Source organism: Burkholderia sp. NRF60-BP8 (assembly GCF_001522585.2).
Lineage (GTDB): Bacteria > Pseudomonadota > Gammaproteobacteria > Burkholderiales > Burkholderiaceae > Burkholderia.
The window spans coordinates 464,455-486,866 of sequence record NZ_CP013374.1; the positions used below are offsets into that span (position 1 = coordinate 464,455).

Sequence of the window (22,412 nt, forward strand, 5' to 3'; positions counted from 1 at the left end):
ATAGGAAATTACCCTTACTGGGCGTGCCCGGCAACTGCTAATTTTGCGAGTGGGTATGCCGAAAGAGAATTGGAAGAAAATCTGCGTCACGAAGAGAGCCGATAATTATATGACTTCACAAGATGTGCGCTTTACCATCTGTGCCGTCCGTGCAGAAGAAACCTATCCCCTGAGGGCCGCAGTCTTGATGGCCGGAGATGAAGAGGGCAGCGCGCTGGACGGAGACCACGCCCCAACGACCCTGCATTTTGCCGTTCGTGACAACGACGATATCGTTGCCGTGGCATCGGTGTGTAAAGAAGCGCAATCCGGCGTTTCGAACGCTGACGCGTGGCGCCTGCGCGGCATGGCCGTCCATCCATCGGTACGCGGCCTGGGATTCGGACGCCTGCTGGTCAATCTGTCCATTCGCCACGTTCGCGAACAGCGCGGCACCCTGCTCTGGTGTACCGCGCGCGAATCGGCATACCCGTTCTACGAAATGCTCGGCTTTGAACGCGATCCGATACCGATTTCAATGCATGGCCGCGACGACATGAAATTCTATCTAATGCAACGCCAAATCGCGGGCTGATTTCGTCTGCGATCGAAGTTCGATCGCCGCCACCGGGGCCGATACCGGCGCTGACTGCCGGCCCGGAAATACCGGTTCGCCCGGCGTTCTCATTAGCCCGTTCGCCCGCGCGAAGATCGAGTTCGCGTGCGACGACGGCTGTCACAACGCTCGTCTCCTTCAGCGCACCGCCGCACGGTAGCATCATTCGCTCGTTTCGCGAGTTTCCGGCCAATACGGGCGGGTACTCGACGATCGCCTTTTCCGCTTCGATTATTGCAATCCGGGAGAAAATGGAACGGTTACCAAGGACTAACCTTGGCGACCGATTTTCGGCGGCGGCTCTCCGCTGGTCGAACGATCGAATTTGACTGATATTGCGCATTCGTCACCGCGAGCTGCCGACCGGTACTTTCCTTTCCGAGATCGTTGCTCTTCGTAGCGGTTCTTGCAGCCCGCTATCGCCCCCTCACCCGCATTCGCTTGCCGTCGCCGACATCATCAGCGTGATGGCGCGCACCTCGATAACACTTCGCTCTCGCGCCGCCCCTTATAGGGGAAACTCCGTAAGGCGCCAGGTCATCAAACGAGATTAACTTATATCAAACAAATTTTGACGAGAATTTATGTTCCTGATATGGTTTTTCCACTTGCAAAGCGCGACCACGTCTTATTGACGCTCGGCGAAACGATTGGCGCACGTCGCCAGTGGCTGAACCGGACGCTCGGTCCGTCCGCAAGGATCGCCGATATTTCCAGCTCGTCTTTCGTCGCAGGTGGAGCAACCTCCGATTTCGCCGCCGCCGGCCTCGCGCGCAAGTATGGCGCGGGCATGGCGTTCGACGGTCGAGCAGTTCGGCGGTTCTCCACGCATATTTTTAAGGATCACGAAATGATCGAACTCGATATGCCGCTTTGGCGAACATGACGCCGGCCGTCACGACCGAGACGACGCGCAAGCCGTGAATACGACAAAAGCCGTTTCAATCCATCCCGAAACCACCCCTGACCGTGAAATGCAGATGAAAAACAAGAAGATCAACATCAGCGTCATCGCCGTTGCCGCCTTCGCAGCATCTTCGGCAGCCATGGCCCAGTCGTCGATCACGCTGTATGGCATGCTCGATGCCGGTATCGGCTATACGTCGAACATCAATGGCCACAGCCGGTTCGGCCTCGACGGCGGCGCCTCGGGTTCGAACAAGTGGGGCCTCAGGGGGCAAGAAGACCTTGGGGGCGGCCTCCAGGCGGTATTCAAGATCGAGAATGGTTTCAACATCGCGACAGGCGGCATAGGCGGCCAAGGGCCCATCGGTTCCACGCGTTCGCTGTTCAACCGCCAGGCCTACGTGGGTCTCGCGTCCGATCAGTATGGCGCGCTGCGCATGGGGCGCCAGCTCGATGCCGTGACGGAAATGGTTCAGGTCCTGACGGGCGACGCCATTTCCGCGTCGACGTTCTCGACGCCGGGCGACGTCGACAACAACGACAACACGACGAACCAGAACAATGCGGTGAAGTACATTTCGCCGATCATCCACGGCTTCCAGGCCGAAGGTGCGTACTCGTTCGGCGGCGTTGCCGGTGCAATGGGCTCGGGTCAATCGTGGTCGGCGGCCGCGACCTACGCTCAAGGTGGCCTGACGGTCGCCGGCGGCTATTTTCACGCGGCCAACCAGGGCGAGAACGGTTGGTTGAACGCAACCGCTCAACCGAGTTTCGGCGGCGCGCTCGGCTATCCGAGTTCGGGCTACAACGGCGGCAATGCGTTCAAGAGTGCGGGCATCGCGCAAATCGCCGCCCAATACCAGGTGGGGCCGTACACGGCGGGCTTGCGCTACTCGAACGCTCAGTACCAGGGCAACGACGGCCAGCCGTCGATCCACTTCAACGTGCTGGGTGCGCTCCTGCAGTACCGGGTCACGCCGGCGCTGTCGCTGGCGACGGGTTACACGTATGTATACGGTTCCGCGGCCACGCCCAAGCAAGCTGCCGAAGGTCGCACGATGGCCTCGATCAACCAGGTGTCGCTGGGTGCGACGTACTCGCTGTCGAAGAGCACCGCGCTGTACGCGATGGGCGCCTACGTCCATGCCAAGGGCGCGCAGGCTTCGGCTGCCGACTTTGGCAACACCTCGTCGGGCGGCAACCAGGTTCAGGTCAACATCGGCATGTTCCACGGCTTCTGATCGCCGATCCGCCAGTCCGGGGTAGTGGCCGCACTACTCCGGCGAAGCACGCTGCCGTTGGTAAAACCGTCTCCCGTTTTCAATCTCGTCATCAGGAATCCAAAGAAACCCTTGGACTGCGTTCGCTCGCGGCGCAGCATCACCGCCCGCTCTGATCCGCGAGCCTGGCCCCCTCCTGATTCGCCATGCCTTCCATCCATGCGTCGAACGCGGACACGGCCGCATCGTCGGCGCGATCGGCGTTCGTCACCAGCATGTAGTCGTCGGCGCGCCATACAGGCGATGCGATGGGACACACGAGGCGCCCCTCGGCAAGATCGCGCGCGATCAGCGGCAGCGACGCCAGCGCCACGCCGAGCCCTTCGACGGCCGCGCCAAGCTGAAGATTCACGTGATCGAATTCGACATGGCGCGCGGCTCGCAGATCGGAAGCCCCCGCTTCCTTCAACCAGTGCGACCAGGCGGAGCGCGTCGTGGCCGAATGCAGCAGCGTGTGATGGCGCAGGTCGGTCGCACTCTGGATGGGATGCTGGCGCAGCAAGGCGGGATTGCAGGCCGGTACGCGCAGGTCGGGCATCAACGGGCGCGACACGACGCCCGCGCCTTGCTCCGGACCGGAGCGGACACCGATATCGAAGGCGTCCGCGACATAGCGCAGCTTGCGCGAGGTCGTCGACACCCTGACGTCGATGTCGGGATACCGCGAATGGAAATCGGCGAGCCGCGGCAACAGCCAGCAAAGCGCAAAGCTCATCGGCACATTCACCCGCACGACGCCCGATATCCGGTGCGCGAACGGGTTGTGGCGCAACCGCACCACCGCGGTGCCGAGGCGCTCGAACGCGTGGCTGACGTCGTTCAGCAACGCGGCCCCTTCGTCGGTCAGCACGACGCCACGCGGGCGACGATCGAACAACGGCAGGCCGAACCAGTCCTCCAGCAACCTGATCTGTTTTCCGACGGCCCAATGGGTCACGTGCAGCTCCGCTGCGGCACCCGCGAAGCTGCCGTGCCGCGCAACCGCGTCGAAAGCGCGCAGCGCATTGAGCGGGGGCAACTCGTCCCGGTGCTTCGCGGCGCCTCGGTTTTCGTTCATGACGTGACTTTTTCTCTCTGTTGACGGGATTTTAGCTCAATTGAAACGGCTGGCATCCCGGTCATAGAATTTACCCGTCGCGCCTGAAAACCAGACCACGAGCGGCCTTTCATCCACCGCTCGTCCGGAGAGAATGACGATGCGCTTGCCGGTTTTTTCCCCTCCCGTCGTGCGGGAGACGTCACCATCGCGGCCGCGCGTGCTGTGGCTATCCTGCATTGCCCATGCCATGCATGACGGCTATACCGACATGATTTACGCGTTGCTACCCGTGTGGCAGTCGGAATTCGGGCTCGACTTTGCGGCGCTGGCTATCCTGCGCGGCGTCTATGCCGGCACGATGGCGACGCTGCAGTTGTCCGCCGGGCGTCTCGCACAACGTCTGGGCAGCCGCGCGACGCTCGCAGTCGGTACGCTGCTCGCCGCGCTCGGCTATGCGATCGCGGGCCTGTCGGGCGGCCTGCTCGGCCTCGGCGTCGCACTGGCGATTTCGGGCGGCGGCTCCAGCACCCAGCATCCGATCGCATCGGGCGCCGTCTCCCGCATCTACGGGCGCAACGCGAGAGGCCCACTGAGCATCTACAACTTTTCCGGCGATCTGGGGAAATCGGCACTGCCGGCCGTCATTTCGCTGCTCGTCACGATGATGTCGTGGCGTCACGCACTCTGGATCGTCGCCGGACTGGGCTGCGTCGTGGCCGCCGTCATCGCGCTCTGGTTTCCCACCGTGCCGCGCGGCGCCGCAACGGCGCCGGCAAAAGCGCCCGCGTCCGCTCGACGCGGCGGCACGGGGAGAAGCGGATTCGCCGCGCTGTTTTCCATCGGCGTGCTCGATACGGCCGTACGCATGGGACTGCTTACCTTTCTGCCTTTTCTGCTCCAGGCAAAGGGCGTCTCGCCTCACCTGCTGGGAACGTCCCTTGCACTCGTTTTCATCGGGGGCGCGGCCGGCAAATTCATGTGCGGCTGGCTCGGCGCGCGCATGGGTATGGTGAGGACGGTGCTGCTCACGGAGGGCGGTACGGCTGTGTGCATCGTCGCGACGATGTATCTTCCGTTGACGCTGACCATGGTGCTGTTGCCGATCTTGGGCATGATGCTCAACGGCACTTCGTCGGTACTGTACGGAACCGTCCCGGAAATGTCTGCGCCCGAGCGCACCGAGCGCGCATTCGCGATTTTCTATACTGGGACGATCGCGTCGGGCGCGATATCTCCGGTTCTCTACGGTTTCCTGGGCGACAGGATCGGTGTGCACGGCGCCACGTATGCGACCGCGTTGACCGCGCTGGCAATTTTTCCGCTCGCCCTTGCACTGCGCCCCTATCTGGCAGATCACTCGACAGGATGAACACCATGACGAAGTCTGACTACCCGAGCGTCGCCCTCGTCGGTCCCGGTGCAATCGGCACGACCGTCGCCGCGGCCCTTCATGAAGCCGGCCGCACGCCGGTGATCTGCGGCCGCTCGGCGCACGCGCACCTGACGTTGCGCTTCGACGGCGGCGAGATCGTCGTGCCCGGGCCCGTACTGACCGATCCGCAAGCGGTCGAGAAAAGGGTCGACGTCGTGTTCGTCGCGGTCAAGTCGACGCAGGTGGCGAGCGCGGCGCCCTGGCTCGCCGCGCTATGCGATGCGCATACCGTCGTCTGCGCGCTGCAAAACGGCGTCGAGCAAAAAACCGCGCTCGCACCGCATGCGGCCGGCGCCGAGGTCGTGCCGTCGGTCGTCTGGTTTCCGGCACAGCGCGAACCGGATGCGTCGGTGTGGCTGCGGGGCAAGCCTCGACTCACCCTGCCCGACACACCCGCGAGCAACGTGGTGGTCTCGGCTTTGCGCGGCACGCGATGCTCGCCCGAGGTCGCGGCGGATTTCATCTCGCTCGCGTGGCGAAAGCTTTTGCAGAACGCAGTGGCGGGACTCATGGTGCTGACCGGTCGCCGCGCCGGCATGTTCTCGCGAAGCGACATCACCGAACTGTCGCTCGCGTACTTGCGGGAATGTCTCGAGGTCGCGCGGGCGGAGGGCGCGAAGCTGGGCAATGACGTGCCGCAGGAGATCGTCGACGGCTTCCATGGTTTTCCGCCCGATTTGGGTACGTCGATTCTCGCCGACCGGCAGGGCAACCACCCGCTCGAATGGGACTGCCGAAATGGCGTCGTGCAGCGATACGGACGAACGCATGGAATTCCGACGCCGATCAGCGATCTGGTCGTGCCGCTGCTCGCGGCCGCCAGCGACGGGCCGGGCTGATAGCGAGGAACGCTCTCGATCGAACGAGCAACGAGCCGGGGACGATCGCCCCGTGTCACGCGGCCGGCCCGACGTTTCGACACACGCAAGCCCGCGACACGCTCCACCCGACGTCCGGGTGATAAGCTCGGCATCGACGCGCTGTCGCGCAGCCCGTCACCCTATCGACCCTACGCCTCCCGCGAGTCCACCCATGCCCATCGCTCCTGCTGTCGTCGCCGCCTTCACCCCCACCGGCAAGCTCCGCGCATCGATCAACCTCGGCAACCCGATCCTCGCGAACCGCGACCCGGCAACGGGCGAACCGTTCGGCGTATCGATCGACCTCGCCCGTGCATTCGCCGAGCGCCTGTCGGCCGACCTGGAACTCGTGGTGTTCGACGGCGCCGCCAAATCGGTGCAGGCGCTGACCGACGAGCGCGCCGATTTCGGCTTCTTCGCGGTCGATCCGCTGCGCGGCGAAACCGTCGCGTTCACCGCGCCGTACGTGCTGATCGAAGGCTTCTATCTCGTGCCGGACGCGTCGCCGATCCGCACCAACGCGGACGTCGATCAACCGCACAACCGCGTGGCCGTCGGCAAGGGCAGCGCGTACGACCTGTTCCTCACTCGCGAACTGAAGGCGGCGCAGATCGTGCGCGCACCGACGTCGCAAGCCGTCGTGTCGACGTTCGTCGAGCAGCAACTGGAAGTGGCGGCCGGCGTGAAGCAACAGCTCGAGGCCGACGCCGCGAAAACGCCCGGCCTGCGCCTGCTCGACGAGCGTTTCATGGTGATCCGGCAGGCGATGGGCGTGCCGAAGAGTCGCGGCGACGCGACTGCCGCGGCACTGGCCGCGTTCGTCGAGGAGATGAAGGCGTCGGGCTTCGTCGCCGATTCGCTGCGCCGGCACGGCATCACGGGCGCGTCGGTCGCGCCGGCCGCCTGATCGGAAAAATCGCGCCGGAGGCGGTGAACGGCGCGGCGGCGCCCGGCGCCCGGCGCCCACCGCCATCCTACGGCCGCCGAACGGGCCGTCTGCTGCGCCGCATCAATCCGTATCCGGTTGCGCCCGCTGCCGCACGCACGAAGCGCCACCGGCGCAATCGCCGTCGCCCAGCCGGCCACGACCCGACGCTAGCGCAAACCCGGACCCGGTTGCACTGTTCATCGCCATTCTGGTCCTGTATCGTCCTCCCATCCCCGATTGCGAAACCGCTGCATGGGAGGCTCACGATGCGAAAAAAGAATGCTGCAGCCGTCTGGATCCTGATCGCGATGGCGGTAGGCATCGTGATCGGCTACATGATCTTCACGAGCTTTCCGGACAGGAAAGCCGCCGCCGAAATCGCCGGCTACATCTCGCTCGTGTCCGACGTGTTCCTGCGGCTGATCAAGATGGTGATCGGGCCGCTCGTCTTCTCCACGCTGGTCGTCGGCATCGCACACATGGGCGACGCGGCGTCGGTCGGACGCGTGTTCGCGAAATCGATCGGCTGGTTCGTCACCGCGTCGCTGGTCTCGCTGCTGCTCGGGTTGCTGATGGCGAACCTGCTGCGGCCCGGCGAGAACCTCGGCCTGCCGCTGCCGGACATCGGCGCATCCGCGAACCTCGCGACGTCCAAGTTCACGCTGAAGGATTTCGTCGGCCACATGGTGCCGAGATCGATCGCCGAGGCGATGGCGAACAACGAGATCCTGCAGATCGTCGTGTTCTCGATGTTCTTCGGCGTCGCGCTCGCCGCACTCGGCGAGCGCGGCAAGATCCTGATCGCCGCGATCGACCAGTTGTCGCACGTGATGCTCAAGATCACCGGCTACGTGATGAAGCTCGCGCCGCTCGCGGTGATGGCCGCGATGGCCGCCACCGTCGCGGTCAACGGGCTGTCGGTACTGCTGAAGTTCGCGGTGTTCATGGGCGACTTCTACATCAGCCTGTTCCTGCTTTGGGCATTGCTCGTCTGTGCGGGATTCCTGTTCCTCGGCCGCCGCGTGTTCAAGCTGCTCGTGCTGATCAAGGAAGCGTTCATGCTGTCGTTCGCGACCGCCAGCTCCGAGGCCGCGTACCCGAAGATCCTCGACGCGCTCGACCGGTTCGGCGTACGCCGCAAGATCTCGAGCTTCGTGATGCCGATGGGCTATTCGTTCAACCTCGACGGGTCGATGATGTACTGCACGTTCGCGTCGCTGTTCATCGCGCAGGCGTACAACCAGCACCTGTCGCTCGGCACGCAAATCACGATGCTGCTGGTCCTGATGCTCACGTCGAAGGGGATGGCCGGCGTGCCGCGTGCATCGCTCGTCGTGATCGCGGCCACGCTGCACCAGTTCGGGCTTCCGGAGGCCGGGCTGCTGCTGATTCTCGGCGTCGACACGTTCCTCGACATGGGCCGCTCGGCCACCAATGCGGTGGGCAACTCGATCGCCAGCGCGGTGGTCGCGAAATGGGAAGGCCAGCTGCTGTCGGAAGCGGAAGCCGACGCCAACGCGGCGCGCATCGAAGCGGAACAGGAAGCGACGATCGCACATCCGACGGAAGTCTGACGGAGGCCTGGCGATGAAGATGCAGCGATTCTGGCGTGCGCTCGCGCTCGCGGGCCTGCTCGCCACGGGCGCGACCGCGCGCGCGGAAGATGCGCCGTCGACGCCGCCGCGCGTCGAGCCGGTCGCGCCGGCTCAACTGACGGGCACGCTCGCGAAGGTGCGTGGCAGCGGCACGATCGCGCTCGGCTATCGCGACGCGTCGATCCCGTTCTCGTACCTGAACGCGCGCAACCAGCCGATCGGCTATTCGATCGAGCTGTGCAAGGCGCTCGTGTCGTCGATCGAGGATGCGGTCAACCGGAACCTGACGATCCGCTGGGTGCCGGTCACGTCCGACAACCGTATCGACGCGGTGGTCAGCGGGAAAGTCGATCTGGAATGCGGCTCCACGACCAGCAACCTCGAGCGCCAGAAACGCGTGGCGTTCTCGCCGATCATCTTCGTGGCCGGCACGAAGGTGATGGTGAAACGCGGCGCGCCGGTCCGCTCGTTCCGCGATCTCGCGGGGAAGAAGGTCGCGGTGACGGCCGGCACGACCAACGAGAAGGCGCTGCGCGACCTGAACGAGCGGTTCAGGCTCGGGATCCAGCTACAGGTGGTGCCGGATCATGCGCAGGGCTTCGCACTCGTCGCGAACGGCAGCGCCGACGCGTTCGCGACGGACGACGTGCTGCTGTACGGGCTGATCGCCGAGAACGCGAACAAGGGCGGCCAGTACGACGTGGTGGGCGACTTCCTGTCCTACGACCCGTACGGAATCATGTTCCGCAAGGACGATCCGCAGCTCGCCCAGCTCGTGAAGAGCACGTTCCAGGAGCTGGCCGCCGACGGCGAGATCGCGCGCCAGTACAAGCGCTGGTTCCTGCGTCCGCTTCCGTCGGGCCTGAGCCTCAACCTGCCGATGAGCCCGCAACTGGAAACCATCATCGAGACGATCGGCGTCAACGGGAGTTGAGCGGCGTCGACATGAGCGACGCATGACGAAACAAGAACGGCCCCGATGCGTCGCCAGGCACCGGGGCCGCTCGCCGGATGCAGCGCGCTCAGCCGACTCGCGCCGCGCCCTGCCGCGCCGCTTCGGCGCCTTCGACAGCCGTTCGCGCCAGCACCGGCTTCAGCGCCTGCCCGGTATGGCTTGCCTTCACCTGCACGAGCGCTTCCGGCGGCGCCGCCGCGACGATCGTGCCGCCCCCCACCCCGCCTTCCGGCCCGAGATCGATGATCCAGTCGGCTTCCGCGACCACGTCGAGGTCATGCTCGATCACGACGACGCTATGCCCGGCATCCACCAACCGGTGCAGCACGCGAATCAGCTTCGCGACGTCCGCCATGTGCAGGCCGACCGTCGGTTCGTCGAGCACGTACAGCGTGTGCGGCGCCTTCTGGCCGCGTCGCGTGACGTCGTCGCGCACCTTCGTCAGCTCGGTGACGAGCTTGATGCGCTGCGCTTCGCCGCCGGACAGCGTCGGCGACGGCTGGCCGAGCGTCAGATAGCCTAGCCCGACGTCCTTCATCAACTGCAGCGGATGCGCGATGTTCGAGATCGGCGCGAAAAATTCCACCGCCTCGTCGATCTCCATCGTCAGCACGTCGCCGATGTTCCGCCCGCGCCACGTGACGGCGAGCGTTTCCGGATTGAAGCGCTGCCCGTGGCACACGTCGCACGGCACCTTCACGTCGGGCAGGAAGCTCATGCCGATCGTGCGCACGCCTTGCCCTTCGCACGCGGGGCAGCGCCCGTCGCCGGTATTGAACGAGAAACGCGACGCCGTATAGCCGCGTGCGCGCGCTTCGAGCGTATCGGCGAACAGCTTGCGAATCGTGTCCCATACGCCGATGTAGGTGGCCGGGCACGAGCGCGGCGTCTTGCCGATCGGCGTCTGATCGACTTCGAGCACGCGATCGATCTGCTCCCAGCCGCTCAGCGACTCGCAGCCCTGCCACGCATGCGTGACGTTCAGCGACGGCCGCGGCGCGCTGCGCGCGAGCACGCTCGAGCGGCGCTCGGCGGCCGGTGCGTCCTGCTGCGCCGCCTTGCGCGCCCGCCGCGTAGCCGGCGACGACAGCACCGAGCGGCCGACCGCGTCGAGCAGGTTCGTCATCAGCACGTCGCGCGCGAGCGTCGACTTGCCCGACCCGCTGACGCCCGTCACCGCGACGAGCCGCGCGAGCGGAATGCCGACCGTGACGTCGCGCAGGTTGTGCAACCTGGCGCCATACACGGTCAGCCACGCTTCCGGCACCGCCGCCCCGCCTTTCTTGCCCGGCAGGCTCACGCTGCGGCGCGGCTGCAGCGGATGCAGCATCGGCTGCGCGAGCAGGCGGCCCGTCACCGATTCGGCCTGCGCGGCGAGATCGGCGACCGCGCCTTGCGCGACCAGCGTGCCGCCGCGCTTGCCGGCGCCCGGACCGACGTCGATGATGTGATCCGCGCGGCGGATCGTGTCCTCGTCATGCTCGACGACGACCAGCGTATTGCCCTTGTCGCCGAGCTTGCGCAATGCGTCCAGCAGGATCTGGTTGTCGCGCGGATGCAGGCCGATCGTCGGCTCGTCGAGCACGTAGCAGACGCCCTGCAGATTGCTGCCGAGCTGCGCGGCCAGCCGGATACGCTGCGCTTCGCCGCCCGACAGGCTCGGCGCCGCGCGGTCGAGGCTCAGATAGCCGAGCCCGACTTCCTCGAGAAACGCGAGGCGGCTGCCGATCTCGCTGACGATGTCGCGCGCGATCTGCGCGTCGCGCCCGGCGAGTTCGAGCGCGTCGATCCAGCGGCGCGTGTCCGACACCGTCCATTGCGCGACCTCGACGATCGGATGCGCATCGAACGTGACCGCGCGCGCGGTCGGGTTCAGCCGCGTACCGCCGCAATCCGGGCACGGCTCGTTGCCGACACCCTCCGGCTCCTGCTCGTCCGACGGCAGCGTCTGTTCGCGGCCGCGGCCGTCCTCGGCGAGCACCGTGTCGTCGTACGCGGCGCGCTGCTCGCGCGTGAGCGTGACGCCGGTACCGACGCAAGTCGTGCACCAGCCGTGCTTGCTGTTGTACGAGAACATCCGAGGGTCGAGCTCCGGATAGCTCGTGCCGCACACCGGGCACGCGCGCTTGACCGACAGCACCTTGACCGCGCCGACCCCGGCGGTCGAATGATCGTTGCGCATCGCATCGTGCAGCCCGTCGAGCGGCGCGAGCAGGTGCATCACGCCCTTGCCGAGCTCGAGCGTCTCGTCGAGCCTGCGCCGCAACTCGGCTTCGTTGTCCGGCGACACGACGATATCGGCAACCGGCAATTCGATCGTGTGCTCGCGGAAGCGGTCGAGCTTCGGCCACGGGTCGACCGTGACGAACTCGCCGTCGACGCGCAGATGCGTGCTGCCGCGCGCCTTCGCCCACTTCGCGAGATCCGTGTACACGCCCTTGCGGTTGACGACGAGCGGCGCGAGCAGCCCGACGTGTTCGCCGCGATGATCGCGCAGCAGTTGCGCGGCGATCGATTCGACGGATTGCGACGTGACCGGCGTACCGTCGTGGATGCAGTGCTGCAGGCCGAGCTTCACATACAGCAACCGCAGGAAATGCCACACCTCGGACGTGGTCGCGACCGTGCTCTTGCGCCCGCCGCGCGACAGCCGCTGCTCGATCGCGACGGTCGGCGGAATGCCGTACACCGCGTCGACCTCGGGGCGGCCGGCCGGCTGCACGATCGAGCGCGCATACGCGTTCAGCGATTCGAGATAGCGGCGCTGGCCTTCGTGGAACAGGATGTCGAACGCGAGCGTCGACTTGCCGGACCCCGACACGCCGGTGATCACGTTGAACTTGCCGTGCGGGATGTCGACGTCGAGCGACTTCAGGTTGTGCTCGCGCGCGTTGACGATCCGCACGACGTCCTCGCCCTCGACCGCACGGCGCGCACGCGCCGCGCTCAGCACGGCCTGCAGCGGCACGCCTTCGTCGGCAGCCGCCGCTGCGCCGTCCATCGCGCGGTCGTACTGCAGCAGCGCCACGCCCGTATGCGATTCGGCGCAGGCTTTCACGTCGTCGGGCGTGCCCGCGCACAGCACGCGGCCGCCGCCGTCGCCGCCTTCCGGGCCGAGATCGATCAGCCAGTCGGCCGCGCGGATCACGTCGAGATTGTGCTCGATCACGATCAGCGAATGGCCGGCCGCGAGCAGCTTGCCGAACGCCTGCATCAGCTTCGCGATGTCGTCGAAGTGCAGCCCGGTGGTCGGCTCGTCGAACATGAAGAGCTTCGCGCGCGCGATGCGCGCCTCTTCCGTCGCGACCCGGCGGCCGTTGGCCGCCGCCGCCGACTCGGCGAGGAAGCCGGCGAGCTTCAGGCGCTGCGCCTCGCCACCCGACAGCGTCGGCACCGGCTGGCCGAGCTTCACGTATTCGAGGCCGACGTCGACGATCGGCTGCAGCACGCGCAGCACCTCGGCATCGGTCGCGAAGAACGCGGCGGCTTCGCTGACGGTCAGGTCGAGTACATCGGCGACGTTCAGCGCGCGGCCGTCGCGCTCGATGCGCACTTCGAGAATCTCGGCGCGGTAGCGGCTGCCGTCGCAGTCCGGGCAACGCAGGTAGACGTCGCTCAGGAACTGCATCTCGATGTGTTCGAAGCCCGAGCCGCCGCAGGTCGGGCAACGGCCGTCGCCCGAGTTGAAGCTGAACGTGCCGGCGCCGTAGCCGCGCTGCAGCGCGAGCGGCGCCTTCGCGAACAGCTTGCGGATTTCGTCGAACGCGCCGACGTAGCTCGCCGGGTTCGAGCGCGTGGTCTTGCCGATCGGCGACTGGTCGACGAACACGACGTCGCCGACCTGGTCGGCGCCCGTGAGGCGGCGGAACGCGCCCGGCGACTCGGTCGCCTTGCCGTGGTGTCGCGCCATCGCCGGGTACAGCACGTCCTGCAGCAGCGTGGATTTGCCGGAGCCGGACACGCCCGTCACGCACACGAGCCGCTGCAGCGGAATCTCGACCGTGACGTCGCGCAGGTTGTGCTCGGTCGCGCCTTCGAGCACGATGCGCGGCGTGCTCGCATCGACTGGACGGCGCGCCCAGTTCGACGCATGCGCGACGTGCTTGCGGCCGCCGAGATACTCGCCCGTCAGCGTGTGCGCGGAACGGATGTCGCCCGGCGTGCCGTCGTACACGATCGTGCCGCCGCGTTCGCCCGGGCCGGGGCCCATGTCGATCAGTCGATCGGCCGCGAGCATCACCGACGGATCGTGCTCGACCACGACCAGCGTGTTGCCCGCGTCGCGCAGCCGCTGCATCGCCTCGACGATCCGCGTGAGATCGCGCGGATGCAGCCCGATGCTCGGCTCGTCGAGCACGAACAGGGTTTTCGTGAGCGACGTGCCGAGCGCGGTCGTCAGGTTGATCCGCTGCACCTCGCCGCCCGACAGCGTACGGCTCTGCCGGTCGAGCGTCAGGTAGCCGAGCCCGACGTCGCACAGGTATTTCAGCCGCGTGCGCACTTCGGCGAGCAGCAGCTTCAATGCATCGTCGAGCAGCGCGCTCGGCAGGACGATTTCGTCGAAGAAGCGCCGGATGCGCTCGATCGGCAGCAGCATCAGGTCGTGCACGGTCAGGCCCGGCAGCGCTTCGAGCTGCGCGCGGCTCCAGTCGACGCCGCGCGGCATGAAGCGATCGGCCGGCGCGAGCACGCTGTCGGCATTCTCTTTCGAGCCGAGCCGCCATTGCAGCGATTCCGTCTTCAGGCGCGCGCCGCCGCACACGTCGCACGGCGTGTAGCTGCGGTATTTCGACAGCAGCACGCGGATGTGCATCTTGTACGCCTTCGATTCGAGGTAGCCGAAGAAGCGCTTCACGCCGTACCACTGGCTCTGCCACTTGCCGTTCCAGTCCGGCGAACCGTCGACGACCCAGTCGCGCTCGGCATCCGTCAGCTCGGACCACGGCACGTCGCGCCGGATGCCGGCCTTCGCCGCGTAGCGCATCAGGTCGTCCTGGCACTCTTTCCACGCGGGCGTCTGCATCGGCTTGATCGCGCCGCCGCGCAGCGTCTTGCGCGCATCGGGAATCACGAGGCCGAGATCGACGCCGATCACGCGGCCGAAGCCGCGACAGGTTTCGCACGCGCCGTACGCCGAGTTGAACGAGAACAGCGCCGCTTGCGGCTCCGCGTAGCGCAGGTCGCTGTCGGGATCGTGCAACCCGGTGGAGAAGCGCCACACCTGCGGCTCGGCGACCGCGTTGTCCGCCTCCGGCGCCAGCACGTACACGTTCACGCGGCCCGCGCCGCGCTTGAGCGACGCCTCGATCGCCTCGACCACCCGTACCTTGTCGGCCTGCTGCACGCGGAAACGGTCGGCCACCACGTCGAGCACCTTGCGCGGCCCGGTGGGCGACGCGATTTCGCGCTGCGCCTGCACGCGCGTGTAGCCGCTCGCCGACAGCCATTGCGCGATTTCCTCGTCGGACACCGCTTCCGGCAATTCGACCGGGAACGTGACGACGACGCGCGGATCGCCCGCCTGCGTACGCGCGACGAGTTCCGCGTAGATCGTCTCCGGCGTATCGTGCCGCACCTGCCGCGCGGTCTTGCGGTCGAACAGCTCGGCCGCGCGCGCGTACAGCAGCTTCAGGTGGTCGTTCAGCTCGGTCATCGTGCCGACGGTCGATCGCGAGCTGCGAACCGGATTGGTCTGGTCGATCGCGATCGCGGGCGGCACGCCGTCGACGCGCTCGACCTGCGGGCGATCCATCCGGTCGAGAAACTGCCGCGCGTACGCGCTGAAGGTTTCGACGTAGCGCCGCTGGCCCTCCGCGTACAGCGTGTCGAACACGAGACTCGACTTGCCGGAGCCCGACGGGCCGGTCACGACCGTCATTTCGCCGGTGCGCAGGTCGAGATCGAGATTCTTGAGGTTGTGCTGACGTGCTCCGCGAATGCGGATCAGATTGCTGGATGACAATTTGCCTGCCCGTCTGAATGAGTTAGCCAGAGTTCACGGTGCCGGAACGCTGCGGCGGATGCCCGCAGGCGCGGCGCGGACCGCGACGAGGGATGCTGCGCGCGGTCCGGTTCGACGCATACTATACTGTATATTCATACAGCTTTCCATGAACGGGCCATGACCGGGCATTTGTCGCCGGAGCGCGAAAGTGCACGACCGCGCCGCCCCGCCTTCGCCGAATCGGGCGGCCGACCGGGCACGACGCTCGCGCTACGCGGGTTTGCGCAGCGGTTCCAGCAGGTGCCGCAAGCCGTTATGGTCGATCTCGTGCATGAGCGCGAGCTGTCGGCCGAGTTCGCCGCGCGGGAACCCTTCGCGCGCCAGCCAGTTGAGGTAAGGTCCGGGCAGGTCGGCAATGAGTCGGCCCTTGTATTTTCCGAAGGGCATCGTGACGGCGACAAGACGTTCGAGATCGGGGGCATGCATGCGCGTATTGTGCCCGGCTTTCCGCTCTCCCGCGCGTCGCGGCCGCGCCGCGCGCCTCGCCGCTCCATGCCGGCCCATGGCCGCGAATCCGGCCCTTCGCAGCAGCCGAATCGACCAACCGACCCCGGATGGCGGCCGGGACTCGCATCGGCCGCCGACTTCCTTCGTGCCTGCTAGACTGGAATTTCCCCCTGCACACCCTGGAGGGAATCATGATGTCCACCTACGTCGTGAAGACCGGCGAGCAGTTCCTGTGCACCGCCGAGGACGGCGATATCGGCATGGCGCCGGCCATCGAGGATGCCGCATCCTTTAGTTCGTACGACGAAGCGGAGAAAGCCGCGAGCGCGCATGCCGACCCGGGATACGAGATCGTGGCCGTCTGCATGATCAGGCACTGAACGCCGATCCGCGGGCTGGTGCGGATAACGGTCCGCGGGCCGGGCGCAACTCGCCGTGCGGGCGGCGTCCATGCGACCGCCGCACGCGCACGCCGCGCCGGGCCTGTCCCGCCGCCTTCGTCCGCACCGGGCATCCTTGCCGCAAGCGAGCCGTCCGGCTTCGACGGCCGCGCTTGCGGCGACCCGGTCACGGCGTCCTACTTCTGCAGCGAGATTTCCACGCGACGATTGCGCGCGCGCCCTTCGGCGGTATCGTTCGATGCGGCCGGACTGGCTGCCCCGTGACCGGCCGCGGCAAACGAATCCGCCTTCAGCCCGTGTTCGCGCAAGTAGGCGGTAACGGCATCCGCCCGGCGCTTCGACAGCGCCTGATTGTGCGCATCGGAACCGGTCGCGTCGGTATAGCCGTCCACTTCCACGCGGGAGAAATGCCGGTCGGCCTGCTGGTTGAGCAGCGTGTCGAGCGCGGCGGTGGCCGCGGGCGTCAGCACGGCCGAGTCGGTCGCGAAGTACGCATCGCCGGTCAAGCTCACCTTCTCGACCGGCGCGGGCGCCGGCGCAACGGCCGCGGCGGCTGGTGCGGGCGCCGCGCCGCACTGGAACACGATCGAATGCGGATCGGCGCCGTCGCGGTACGGCGTGGTGGTGTCGACGAGGCGTACGGGCTCGTTGCCGCACATGCGTGTCGCGACCTTCATGCAGGTCTTCGCGGTCGACAGGATGCCGTGGCAGTCGACCTGGAACGTGCGGATGCCGTTGCGCGACTGCAGTTCGTACGCGTTGTACGTCGGCCCCGACGCACTCGAACAGGCCGCGAGGGAAACGACGGACGCCAGCAGTGCAAGATGGATGTTTTTCACTTGATTACTCCGAGAATGCGATGGGCGCAGCGTGCGGCGCGGCCGCACGCGCATGCGTTTGCGTTCGGCGCGGCCCGCCCCGGCAACGCGTGCCGGAACGAGCCGCTGCGCGCGATCACTTCCACTGATACAGCATGCCCGCGCCGACGACGCGCTGGCTGCCGGCGAAACCGCCGTTCAGCGTCGCCTTCAGGTTCTCCGTGATGCGCGCCTGCATGCCGACCGCCATGGCCTTCTGGCCCTGGAACGTCGCCGTGCCGACCCCCATCGCGAAGTTCGAATCGCGGTCCATGTGCGGGATCGACGCCATCGCGGCGGTCGCGGCGATCCCCTCGCGGGCCATCGAATCGGTCTGCTGGATCTGCTGCTGCATCTGCGTGAGCTGGTTGTTGACCGTGTTCAGCGACTGCGTGAACTGGTTCGATACCGCATTCAGCTGGTTCACGTTCACCGCGTCGGTGCCTTGCGTGCCGGCCGCGACGTTCACGACCTGACGCGCCGAATCCGCCGAGCCGACCGCGACCACGTTCGAGCGCCCGCCGTCGTTGCTGCCCGTGCCGAGCGCGGTCGAGTTGTTGCCCGATGCCGTCGAACCCACGCCGATCGCCGTGGAGCCGTTGCCCGACGCGAGCGCACTATTGCCGACCGCCGTGCTGTTCGAGCCCGATGCCACCGCCCCCGACCCGCCCGCCGACGAATTCGGCCCGGTCGAGCCCGGCGGCACGTTCGCGCCGGTCGGGTTCGTCGTGTACTGCCCGCCGAGGTTGGTCGTGCGCTGGTCGATCAGCGTCGTCAACTGGTTCGCGACCGAATCGAGCTGCGACACGTTCACCGCGTCGGTGCCGTTCTTGCCGGCGGCCAGCCCGGTGATCTGGCGATTGCCGATGTTCACTTCGCCGGCCGACGATTGCGGGCTGCTCAGGCCATATGCGACGTAGTTCGTCAGCGCGCCGACCGTGGTCAGCGAACCGGCGCCGAGCGCCACGCTGTTCGCGAACGTCGCCGATGCGCCGGCGCCGAGCGCGAGCGCATCGGTCGCCGTGCTGTGCGCACCGGAGCCGAGCGCGACGCTGCCCACGCTGACCGCCACCGCATTCGCACCCTGCGCGACCGACTGCGCGCCCGTCGCCGTCGCGCCGCTGCCCAGCGCGATCGCGTCGGCCTGCGCGGAACTCGCCGCCTGCCCGATGGCGACCCCGCCCGGCGCCGTCTGGTCGACGATCGCGCCGTTGCCGATGCCCACGCCGTTGTCGCCGTTGACGACCGTCGTCGGTCCCACCGCGACCGATTCCGCGCCGACCGCGAGCGAATCCGCCGCGGTCGAGTTCGCGTGGAAGTACTTCTGGGCCGTGACCGCGAACGACTGCAGCGCGCCGGTCAATTGCCGCACCGTCACCGCATCCTGCTGGCCGGTGCCGTCCGCGACGTTGGTGATCTGGCGGTACGTCTTGTTCGTCGCATCGCCGACCGATACCGCACCCAGCAGCGTCTGGTCGGTCGTGTTGAACGGGATCGACGCGGTGCCGTTGCGGATGATGCCCGAGGACGGCACCACGGCGCGGTCGGCCACCGAACCCGAGCCGAGCGCGATGCTGCCGTCCACCTTCGAGATCGCGTTCGGGCCGATCGCGACGCTGTCGACGCCTACCGCCTGGCTGTCCGGCGCGGTCGAATTCGCATGGAAATACTTGATGCCGTGCGCGTTGATGTTGTCGATCGCGGAGCCGACGTTGTTGTTGATCGTCGTGGAGCCGTCGCTGTTGTACGTCACGTACGACGGCGCCGAGATCGCGCCGGTGGTCGGATCGTAGGTGGCGCCGCCGCCGATCGCGCCGGCCGTGCTGTTGCCCAGGTTCGTGTTGTTGTTCGCGATCGAGCTCAGGCCAGTGGACAGCGAGCTCATGCCGGTCGACGTGGCAGTCGACAGCGAAGTCAGGTTGCTGTTCGTCGAGCTCAGGCCGGTGGACAGCGAACCGACGATCGTCGAGGTCGACGTGGACAGCGACGTGATCGAGCTGTTGGTCGAGCTCAAGCCGGTGGACAGCGAGCCGACGACCGTCGAGGTCGACGTGGACAGTGACGTCAGGTTGCTGTTCGTCGAGCTCAGGCCGGTGGACAGCGAGCCGACGACCGTCGAGGTCGACGTGGACAGCGACGTCAGGTTGCTGTTCGTCGAACTCAGGCCGGTGGACAGCGAGCTGATGCCCGTCGACGTCGACGTCGACAGCGACGTCACCGTGCTGTTGGTCGAACTCAGGCCGGTGGACAGGGAGCTGATGCCCGTCGACGTCGACGTGGACAACGACGTCACTGCGCTATTGGTCGAACTCAAGCCGGTGGACAGCGAACCGACGACCGTCGACGTCGACGTGGACAGCGAGGTGACCGCGCTGTTGGTCGAACTCAAGCCGGTGGACAGCGAACCGATGCCCGTGGACGTCGACGTGGACAACGACGCGATCGAACTATTGGCCGACGACAGGCCCGTCGACGTGGACGTCGACAGCGACGTCACCGTGCTGTCGGTCGTGCTCAGCCCCGTGGACAGCGAACCGATACCCGTCGAGGTCGACGTGGACAACGACGCGATCGAACTATTGACTGACGACAGGCCCGTCGACGTGGACGTCGACAGCGACGTCACCGTGCTGTCGGTCGAACTGAGACCGGTGGACAGCGAGCTGATACCCGTCGACGTCGAAGTCGACAACGACGTGACCGCGCTGTCGGTCGAACTGAGACCGGTGGACAGCGAGCTGATACCCGTCGACGTCGAAGTCGACAACGACGTGACCGCGCTGTTGGTCGAACTCAGGCCGGTGGACAGCGAGCCGATGCCCGTCGACGTCGACGTGGACAGCGACGTGACCGCGCTATTGGTCGAACTGAGGCCCGTCGACAACGACGAAACCCCGGTCGACAGCGACGTGATGCTCGACGCCGTCGACGTCGACAGCGAATCGAGTGCCGTGTTCGTCGCGGCGAGTTGCGAGCCGTTGATCGCATCCGTGCTCGACGAATCGATGCGCCCGGCCGCGACGTTGGTGATCTGGCGCTCGCTGCCCGCCTTGCCGACGCTGACGACGCTGGTCGGGTTGATGCCGTTGAAGTTGTACGTGACGCCGCCGATGACCGCGCTGGCCGTCGGATTCGGCGCGGCCGTCGTCGATCCCGAGCCGAGCGCGACATCGTTTGCGTTGTTGGCCACGGCCGATGCGCCGAACGCGACCGCTCCCGCCGCCGCCGCGGTCGACGTATTGCCCAGCGCCAGCGAACCCGTGCCCTGCGCGTTGTTGGTATTGCCGATCGCCACCGCGCCGTTGCCGTTCGCTGTGTTGTTCGAACCCATCGTGACCGCGCCGGTGCCGATCGCGCTGCTCGGATCGCCGATCGCGACCGCGCCGTCGCCGCTCACCGTCTGGCCGAAGCCGAGTGCGACGGCGCCCGTGCCGCTGAGCACCTTCGACGCGTTGCCGCCCGCGATCGAACCCGCACCGGCGGTTGCGGCAACCGAGTTGGAATCGCCGATCGCGACGGTCGAGCCGGCAGCCGCGACGCTGTTGATGCCGACCGCCGTCGCATTCGTCGCCGACGCCGTCGCCCCGGGCCCCAGCGCGCTGGAGGAAACGCCGGTCGCCAGCGCCAGATTGCCGAGCGCGGTCGCGAACTGCTGCGTCGCGGTCGCCTGCACGCCCGTCGCGATCGAACTGAGACCCGACGCATTGGCGTTCAGGCCGAATGCCACCGCATTGTCCGCGCCGGCACGCGTGTTCGAGCCCATCGCGATCGAGCTCGTGCCGATCGACTGCGTGCCCGAGCCGGGCACGCCCGCGGTGCCGCCCCAGCCGATCGCGATCGACGAGGTGCCCGTCGCGCCGCTGTTGACGCCCATCGCGACGCCGGAATTACCGGAAGCCAGCGCCCCGCTGCCGACGGCCACGCCTGCCGCGCCCGAACTCGTTGACTGGTTGCCGAGTGCGACGGACCCGGTGTCCGTGGCGTGCGACGCATAGCCGAGCGAGACGCTCTGCGCGCCCGCCGCGCTGGCACCGAGCCCCATCGCCGCCGCGTACTGGCCGGATGCCAGCGCGTTGTTGCCCAACCCGACGGCGGACACGCCGGTCGCCGCGGCGCCGCTGCCCATCGCGACCGAACCGCTTTGGGTCGCGCTCGACAAATTCCCGATCGCGACCGAATACGGGCCCGAGCCGATCGCCTGCACGCCCATCGCCACGCTGTTGACACCGTTCGCTTGCGAGTTGATGCCGACGGCCGTCGAACCGTCGGCCATCGCATGCGCACCCGGGCCCAGCGCCGTGGCCGACAAGCCCTGCGCCGTCGACAGGTTGCCCACCGCGGTGGAATTCTGTTGCGCGGCGGTCGAACCGAGGCCGATCGAGATCGCCGTCACGCCGCCCGACGCGGTACCGCCATCCGGTGCGTACTGCGCATGGGCGCCCGCATGGAACAACGCCAGATATGCGGACGCCATCAGCATGGCGAGCCGTCGCGGCGAAGGCAGGCCCGCACGCGTCGCGCCGCTCGCGCTCGCGGCATGCGCCGCCGTGCGCCGCGACGACGCCACACGCTTGCCGCGTGCCCGGTCAAGCTCCGAAGCCGCAACCCAGGCTCCCAATGCTTCGTTCCAGATCGACTTGAACGACTTGTTCATCTTGTGTTCCCTCGGTTCTCATGTGCTGGATGACGCAACGGCGAACGCGGCACCAGGCGAAGCGCGGACCTTCTCCGCTTTCGCCCGGCTCGCGACGCCCCGCTTTTCACTTCGCATTACTAATCAAAACTACGAACAGCGTTGCGCAAAACGCTCGACCCACATCGCGACGGCACGACCGACCGTCGCGCGTGCCCGTTCGGCACGATGCGCGACGGCGATCGCCGGTTATCGATTCACGGAAGTCGACATCGCCTGCCCGGCGGCGACAGGCCGCACGACGCGTCGCGAATCCGCACGCGCGTACCCCGTCGCACCTGCCGAAGGGCGACTTCGAGTCTCATTCGGAAAAGCGTCGCTCGGACGCTGGATGAACGGACGCCGACCCGCATCGCGGGCGGCCCGTCATCTTTCATTCAGGCGGCGAAAGGCGCCATCCTGTCCCCGGGTTTGCGGCAT

The 22,412-nt window shown here is 67.0% G+C and carries 15 protein-coding genes; 9 read left to right on the forward strand and 6 right to left on the reverse strand.

What is annotated here, in order from left to right; genetic code table 11:
• The first annotated feature begins 109 nt into the window (after nucleotides 1-109).
• The 3 genes from WS54_RS31700 to WS54_RS31710 all read left to right on the forward strand — a co-directional run bounded on the left by WS54_RS31700 (nucleotide 110) and on the right by WS54_RS31710 (nucleotide 2,742).
• Entirely contained in the window at nucleotides 110-574 is a 465-nt protein-coding gene (locus WS54_RS31700) for a GNAT family N-acetyltransferase (protein ID WP_059780710.1), read from the forward strand.
• A gap of 616 nt (nucleotides 575-1,190) precedes the next feature.
• Nucleotides 1,191-1,481: a hypothetical protein gene (locus WS54_RS31705; protein ID WP_059780691.1), complete on the forward strand. Its 291-nt coding sequence runs from the start codon at nucleotides 1,191-1,193 to the stop codon at nucleotides 1,479-1,481.
• A 94-nt stretch (nucleotides 1,482-1,575) separates the two neighbouring features.
• On the forward strand, nucleotides 1,576-2,742 hold the full coding sequence (locus WS54_RS31710; protein WP_059780709.1) for a porin: 1,167 nt from the start codon (nucleotides 1,576-1,578) through the stop codon (nucleotides 2,740-2,742).
• Between the two features lie 139 nt (nucleotides 2,743-2,881).
• Here WS54_RS31710 and gcvA read toward each other — a convergent pair whose 3' ends face one another.
• Both gcvA and WS54_RS33885 read right to left on the reverse strand, forming a co-directional pair.
• Nucleotides 2,882-3,838 (reverse strand): transcriptional regulator GcvA, encoded by a 957-nt coding sequence (gene gcvA, locus WS54_RS31715; RefSeq protein WP_059780690.1) that lies wholly within the window; start codon nucleotides 3,836-3,838, stop codon nucleotides 2,882-2,884.
• A gap of 36 nt (nucleotides 3,839-3,874) precedes the next feature.
• The gene (locus WS54_RS33885) at nucleotides 3,875-4,057 is read right to left on the reverse strand and encodes a hypothetical protein (protein ID WP_162499612.1); all 183 of its coding nucleotides are present in this window, start codon (nucleotides 4,055-4,057) and stop codon (nucleotides 3,875-3,877) included.
• On the opposite strand from WS54_RS33885, the gene WS54_RS31720 reads away from it, so the two are divergent.
• The 5 genes from WS54_RS31720 to WS54_RS31745 all read left to right on the forward strand — a co-directional run bounded on the left by WS54_RS31720 (nucleotide 3,978) and on the right by WS54_RS31745 (nucleotide 9,569).
• Nucleotides 3,978-5,189: an MFS transporter gene (locus tag WS54_RS31720; RefSeq protein WP_059780708.1), complete on the forward strand. Its 1,212-nt coding sequence runs from the start codon at nucleotides 3,978-3,980 to the stop codon at nucleotides 5,187-5,189. The genes WS54_RS33885 and WS54_RS31720 overlap by 80 nt on opposite strands.
• A 5-nt stretch (nucleotides 5,190-5,194) precedes the next feature.
• Nucleotides 5,195-6,091, forward strand: coding sequence for an oxidoreductase (locus WS54_RS31725; RefSeq protein ID WP_059780707.1), 897 nt, complete (start codon nucleotides 5,195-5,197; stop codon nucleotides 6,089-6,091).
• Between the two features lie 193 nt (nucleotides 6,092-6,284).
• Complete coding sequence (locus tag WS54_RS31730) at nucleotides 6,285-7,019, forward strand: ABC transporter substrate-binding protein (protein ID WP_059780689.1); 735 nt, start codon at nucleotides 6,285-6,287, stop codon at nucleotides 7,017-7,019.
• Nucleotides 7,020-7,306: 287 nt separating this feature from the next.
• Complete coding sequence (locus tag WS54_RS31740) at nucleotides 7,307-8,614, forward strand: dicarboxylate/amino acid:cation symporter (protein ID WP_059780688.1); 1,308 nt, start codon at nucleotides 7,307-7,309, stop codon at nucleotides 8,612-8,614.
• A gap of 13 nt (nucleotides 8,615-8,627) precedes the next feature.
• Nucleotides 8,628-9,569, forward strand: a complete 942-nt coding sequence (locus WS54_RS31745; protein WP_059780687.1) for an amino acid ABC transporter substrate-binding protein — start codon at nucleotides 8,628-8,630, stop codon at nucleotides 9,567-9,569.
• Nucleotides 9,570-9,657: 88 nt separating this feature from the next.
• Here WS54_RS31745 and uvrA read toward each other — a convergent pair whose 3' ends face one another.
• Together uvrA and WS54_RS31755 are read right to left on the reverse strand one after the other, a co-directional pair.
• A complete protein-coding gene (gene uvrA / locus WS54_RS31750; protein WP_059780686.1) occupies nucleotides 9,658-15,552 on the reverse strand; it encodes an excinuclease ABC subunit UvrA in 5,895 nt (1,964 codons plus the stop codon).
• Between the two features lie 252 nt (nucleotides 15,553-15,804).
• Nucleotides 15,805-16,020, reverse strand: coding sequence for a DUF3820 family protein (locus tag WS54_RS31755; protein WP_059504060.1), 216 nt, complete (start codon nucleotides 16,018-16,020; stop codon nucleotides 15,805-15,807).
• 212 nt (nucleotides 16,021-16,232) lie between these two features.
• Between WS54_RS31755 and WS54_RS31760 the strand changes: the two genes are divergently transcribed.
• The gene (locus WS54_RS31760) at nucleotides 16,233-16,421 is read left to right on the forward strand and encodes a hypothetical protein (RefSeq protein WP_059504075.1); all 189 of its coding nucleotides are present in this window, start codon (nucleotides 16,233-16,235) and stop codon (nucleotides 16,419-16,421) included.
• Between the two features lie 197 nt (nucleotides 16,422-16,618).
• Here the strand turns inward: WS54_RS31760 and WS54_RS31765 are convergent, their stop codons facing one another.
• On the reverse strand, nucleotides 16,619-17,281 hold the full coding sequence (locus WS54_RS31765; protein WP_059780685.1) for an OmpA family protein: 663 nt from the start codon (nucleotides 17,279-17,281) through the stop codon (nucleotides 16,619-16,621).
• 115 nt (nucleotides 17,282-17,396) lie between these two features.
• Entirely contained in the window at nucleotides 17,397-21,953 is a 4,557-nt protein-coding gene (locus WS54_RS34485; protein ID WP_108042048.1) for a YadA-like family protein, read from the reverse strand.
• Between the last annotated feature and the right edge of the window lie 459 nt (nucleotides 21,954-22,412).

What these genes read in the sequence shown, in the direction of transcription:
- WS54_RS31700 (WP_059780710.1), top strand. Translation starts at nt 110, where the DNA reads ATGACTTCACAAGATGTGCGCTTTACCATCTGTGCCGTCCGTGCAGAA.
- WS54_RS31760 (WP_059504075.1), top strand. Translation starts at nt 16,233, where the DNA reads ATGATGTCCACCTACGTCGTGAAGACCGGCGAGCAGTTCCTGTGCACC.
- WS54_RS31740 (WP_059780688.1), top strand. Translation starts at nt 7,307, where the DNA reads ATGCGAAAAAAGAATGCTGCAGCCGTCTGGATCCTGATCGCGATGGCG.
- WS54_RS31705 (WP_059780691.1), top strand. Translation starts at nt 1,191, where the DNA reads ATGGTTTTTCCACTTGCAAAGCGCGACCACGTCTTATTGACGCTCGGC.
- WS54_RS31745 (WP_059780687.1), top strand. Translation starts at nt 8,628, where the DNA reads ATGAAGATGCAGCGATTCTGGCGTGCGCTCGCGCTCGCGGGCCTGCTC.
- WS54_RS31720 (WP_059780708.1), top strand. Translation starts at nt 3,978, where the DNA reads ATGCGCTTGCCGGTTTTTTCCCCTCCCGTCGTGCGGGAGACGTCACCA.
- WS54_RS33885 (WP_162499612.1), bottom strand. Translation starts at nt 4,057, where the DNA reads ATGCAGGATAGCCACAGCACGCGCGGCCGCGATGGTGACGTCTCCCGC.
- gcvA (WP_059780690.1), bottom strand. Translation starts at nt 3,838, where the DNA reads ATGAACGAAAACCGAGGCGCCGCGAAGCACCGGGACGAGTTGCCCCCG.
- WS54_RS34485 (WP_108042048.1), bottom strand. Translation starts at nt 21,953, where the DNA reads ATGAACAAGTCGTTCAAGTCGATCTGGAACGAAGCATTGGGAGCCTGG.
- WS54_RS31755 (WP_059504060.1), bottom strand. Translation starts at nt 16,020, where the DNA reads ATGCATGCCCCCGATCTCGAACGTCTTGTCGCCGTCACGATGCCCTTC.
- WS54_RS31710 (WP_059780709.1), top strand. Translation starts at nt 1,576, where the DNA reads ATGAAAAACAAGAAGATCAACATCAGCGTCATCGCCGTTGCCGCCTTC.
- WS54_RS31730 (WP_059780689.1), top strand. Translation starts at nt 6,285, where the DNA reads ATGCCCATCGCTCCTGCTGTCGTCGCCGCCTTCACCCCCACCGGCAAG.
- WS54_RS31725 (WP_059780707.1), top strand. Translation starts at nt 5,195, where the DNA reads ATGACGAAGTCTGACTACCCGAGCGTCGCCCTCGTCGGTCCCGGTGCA.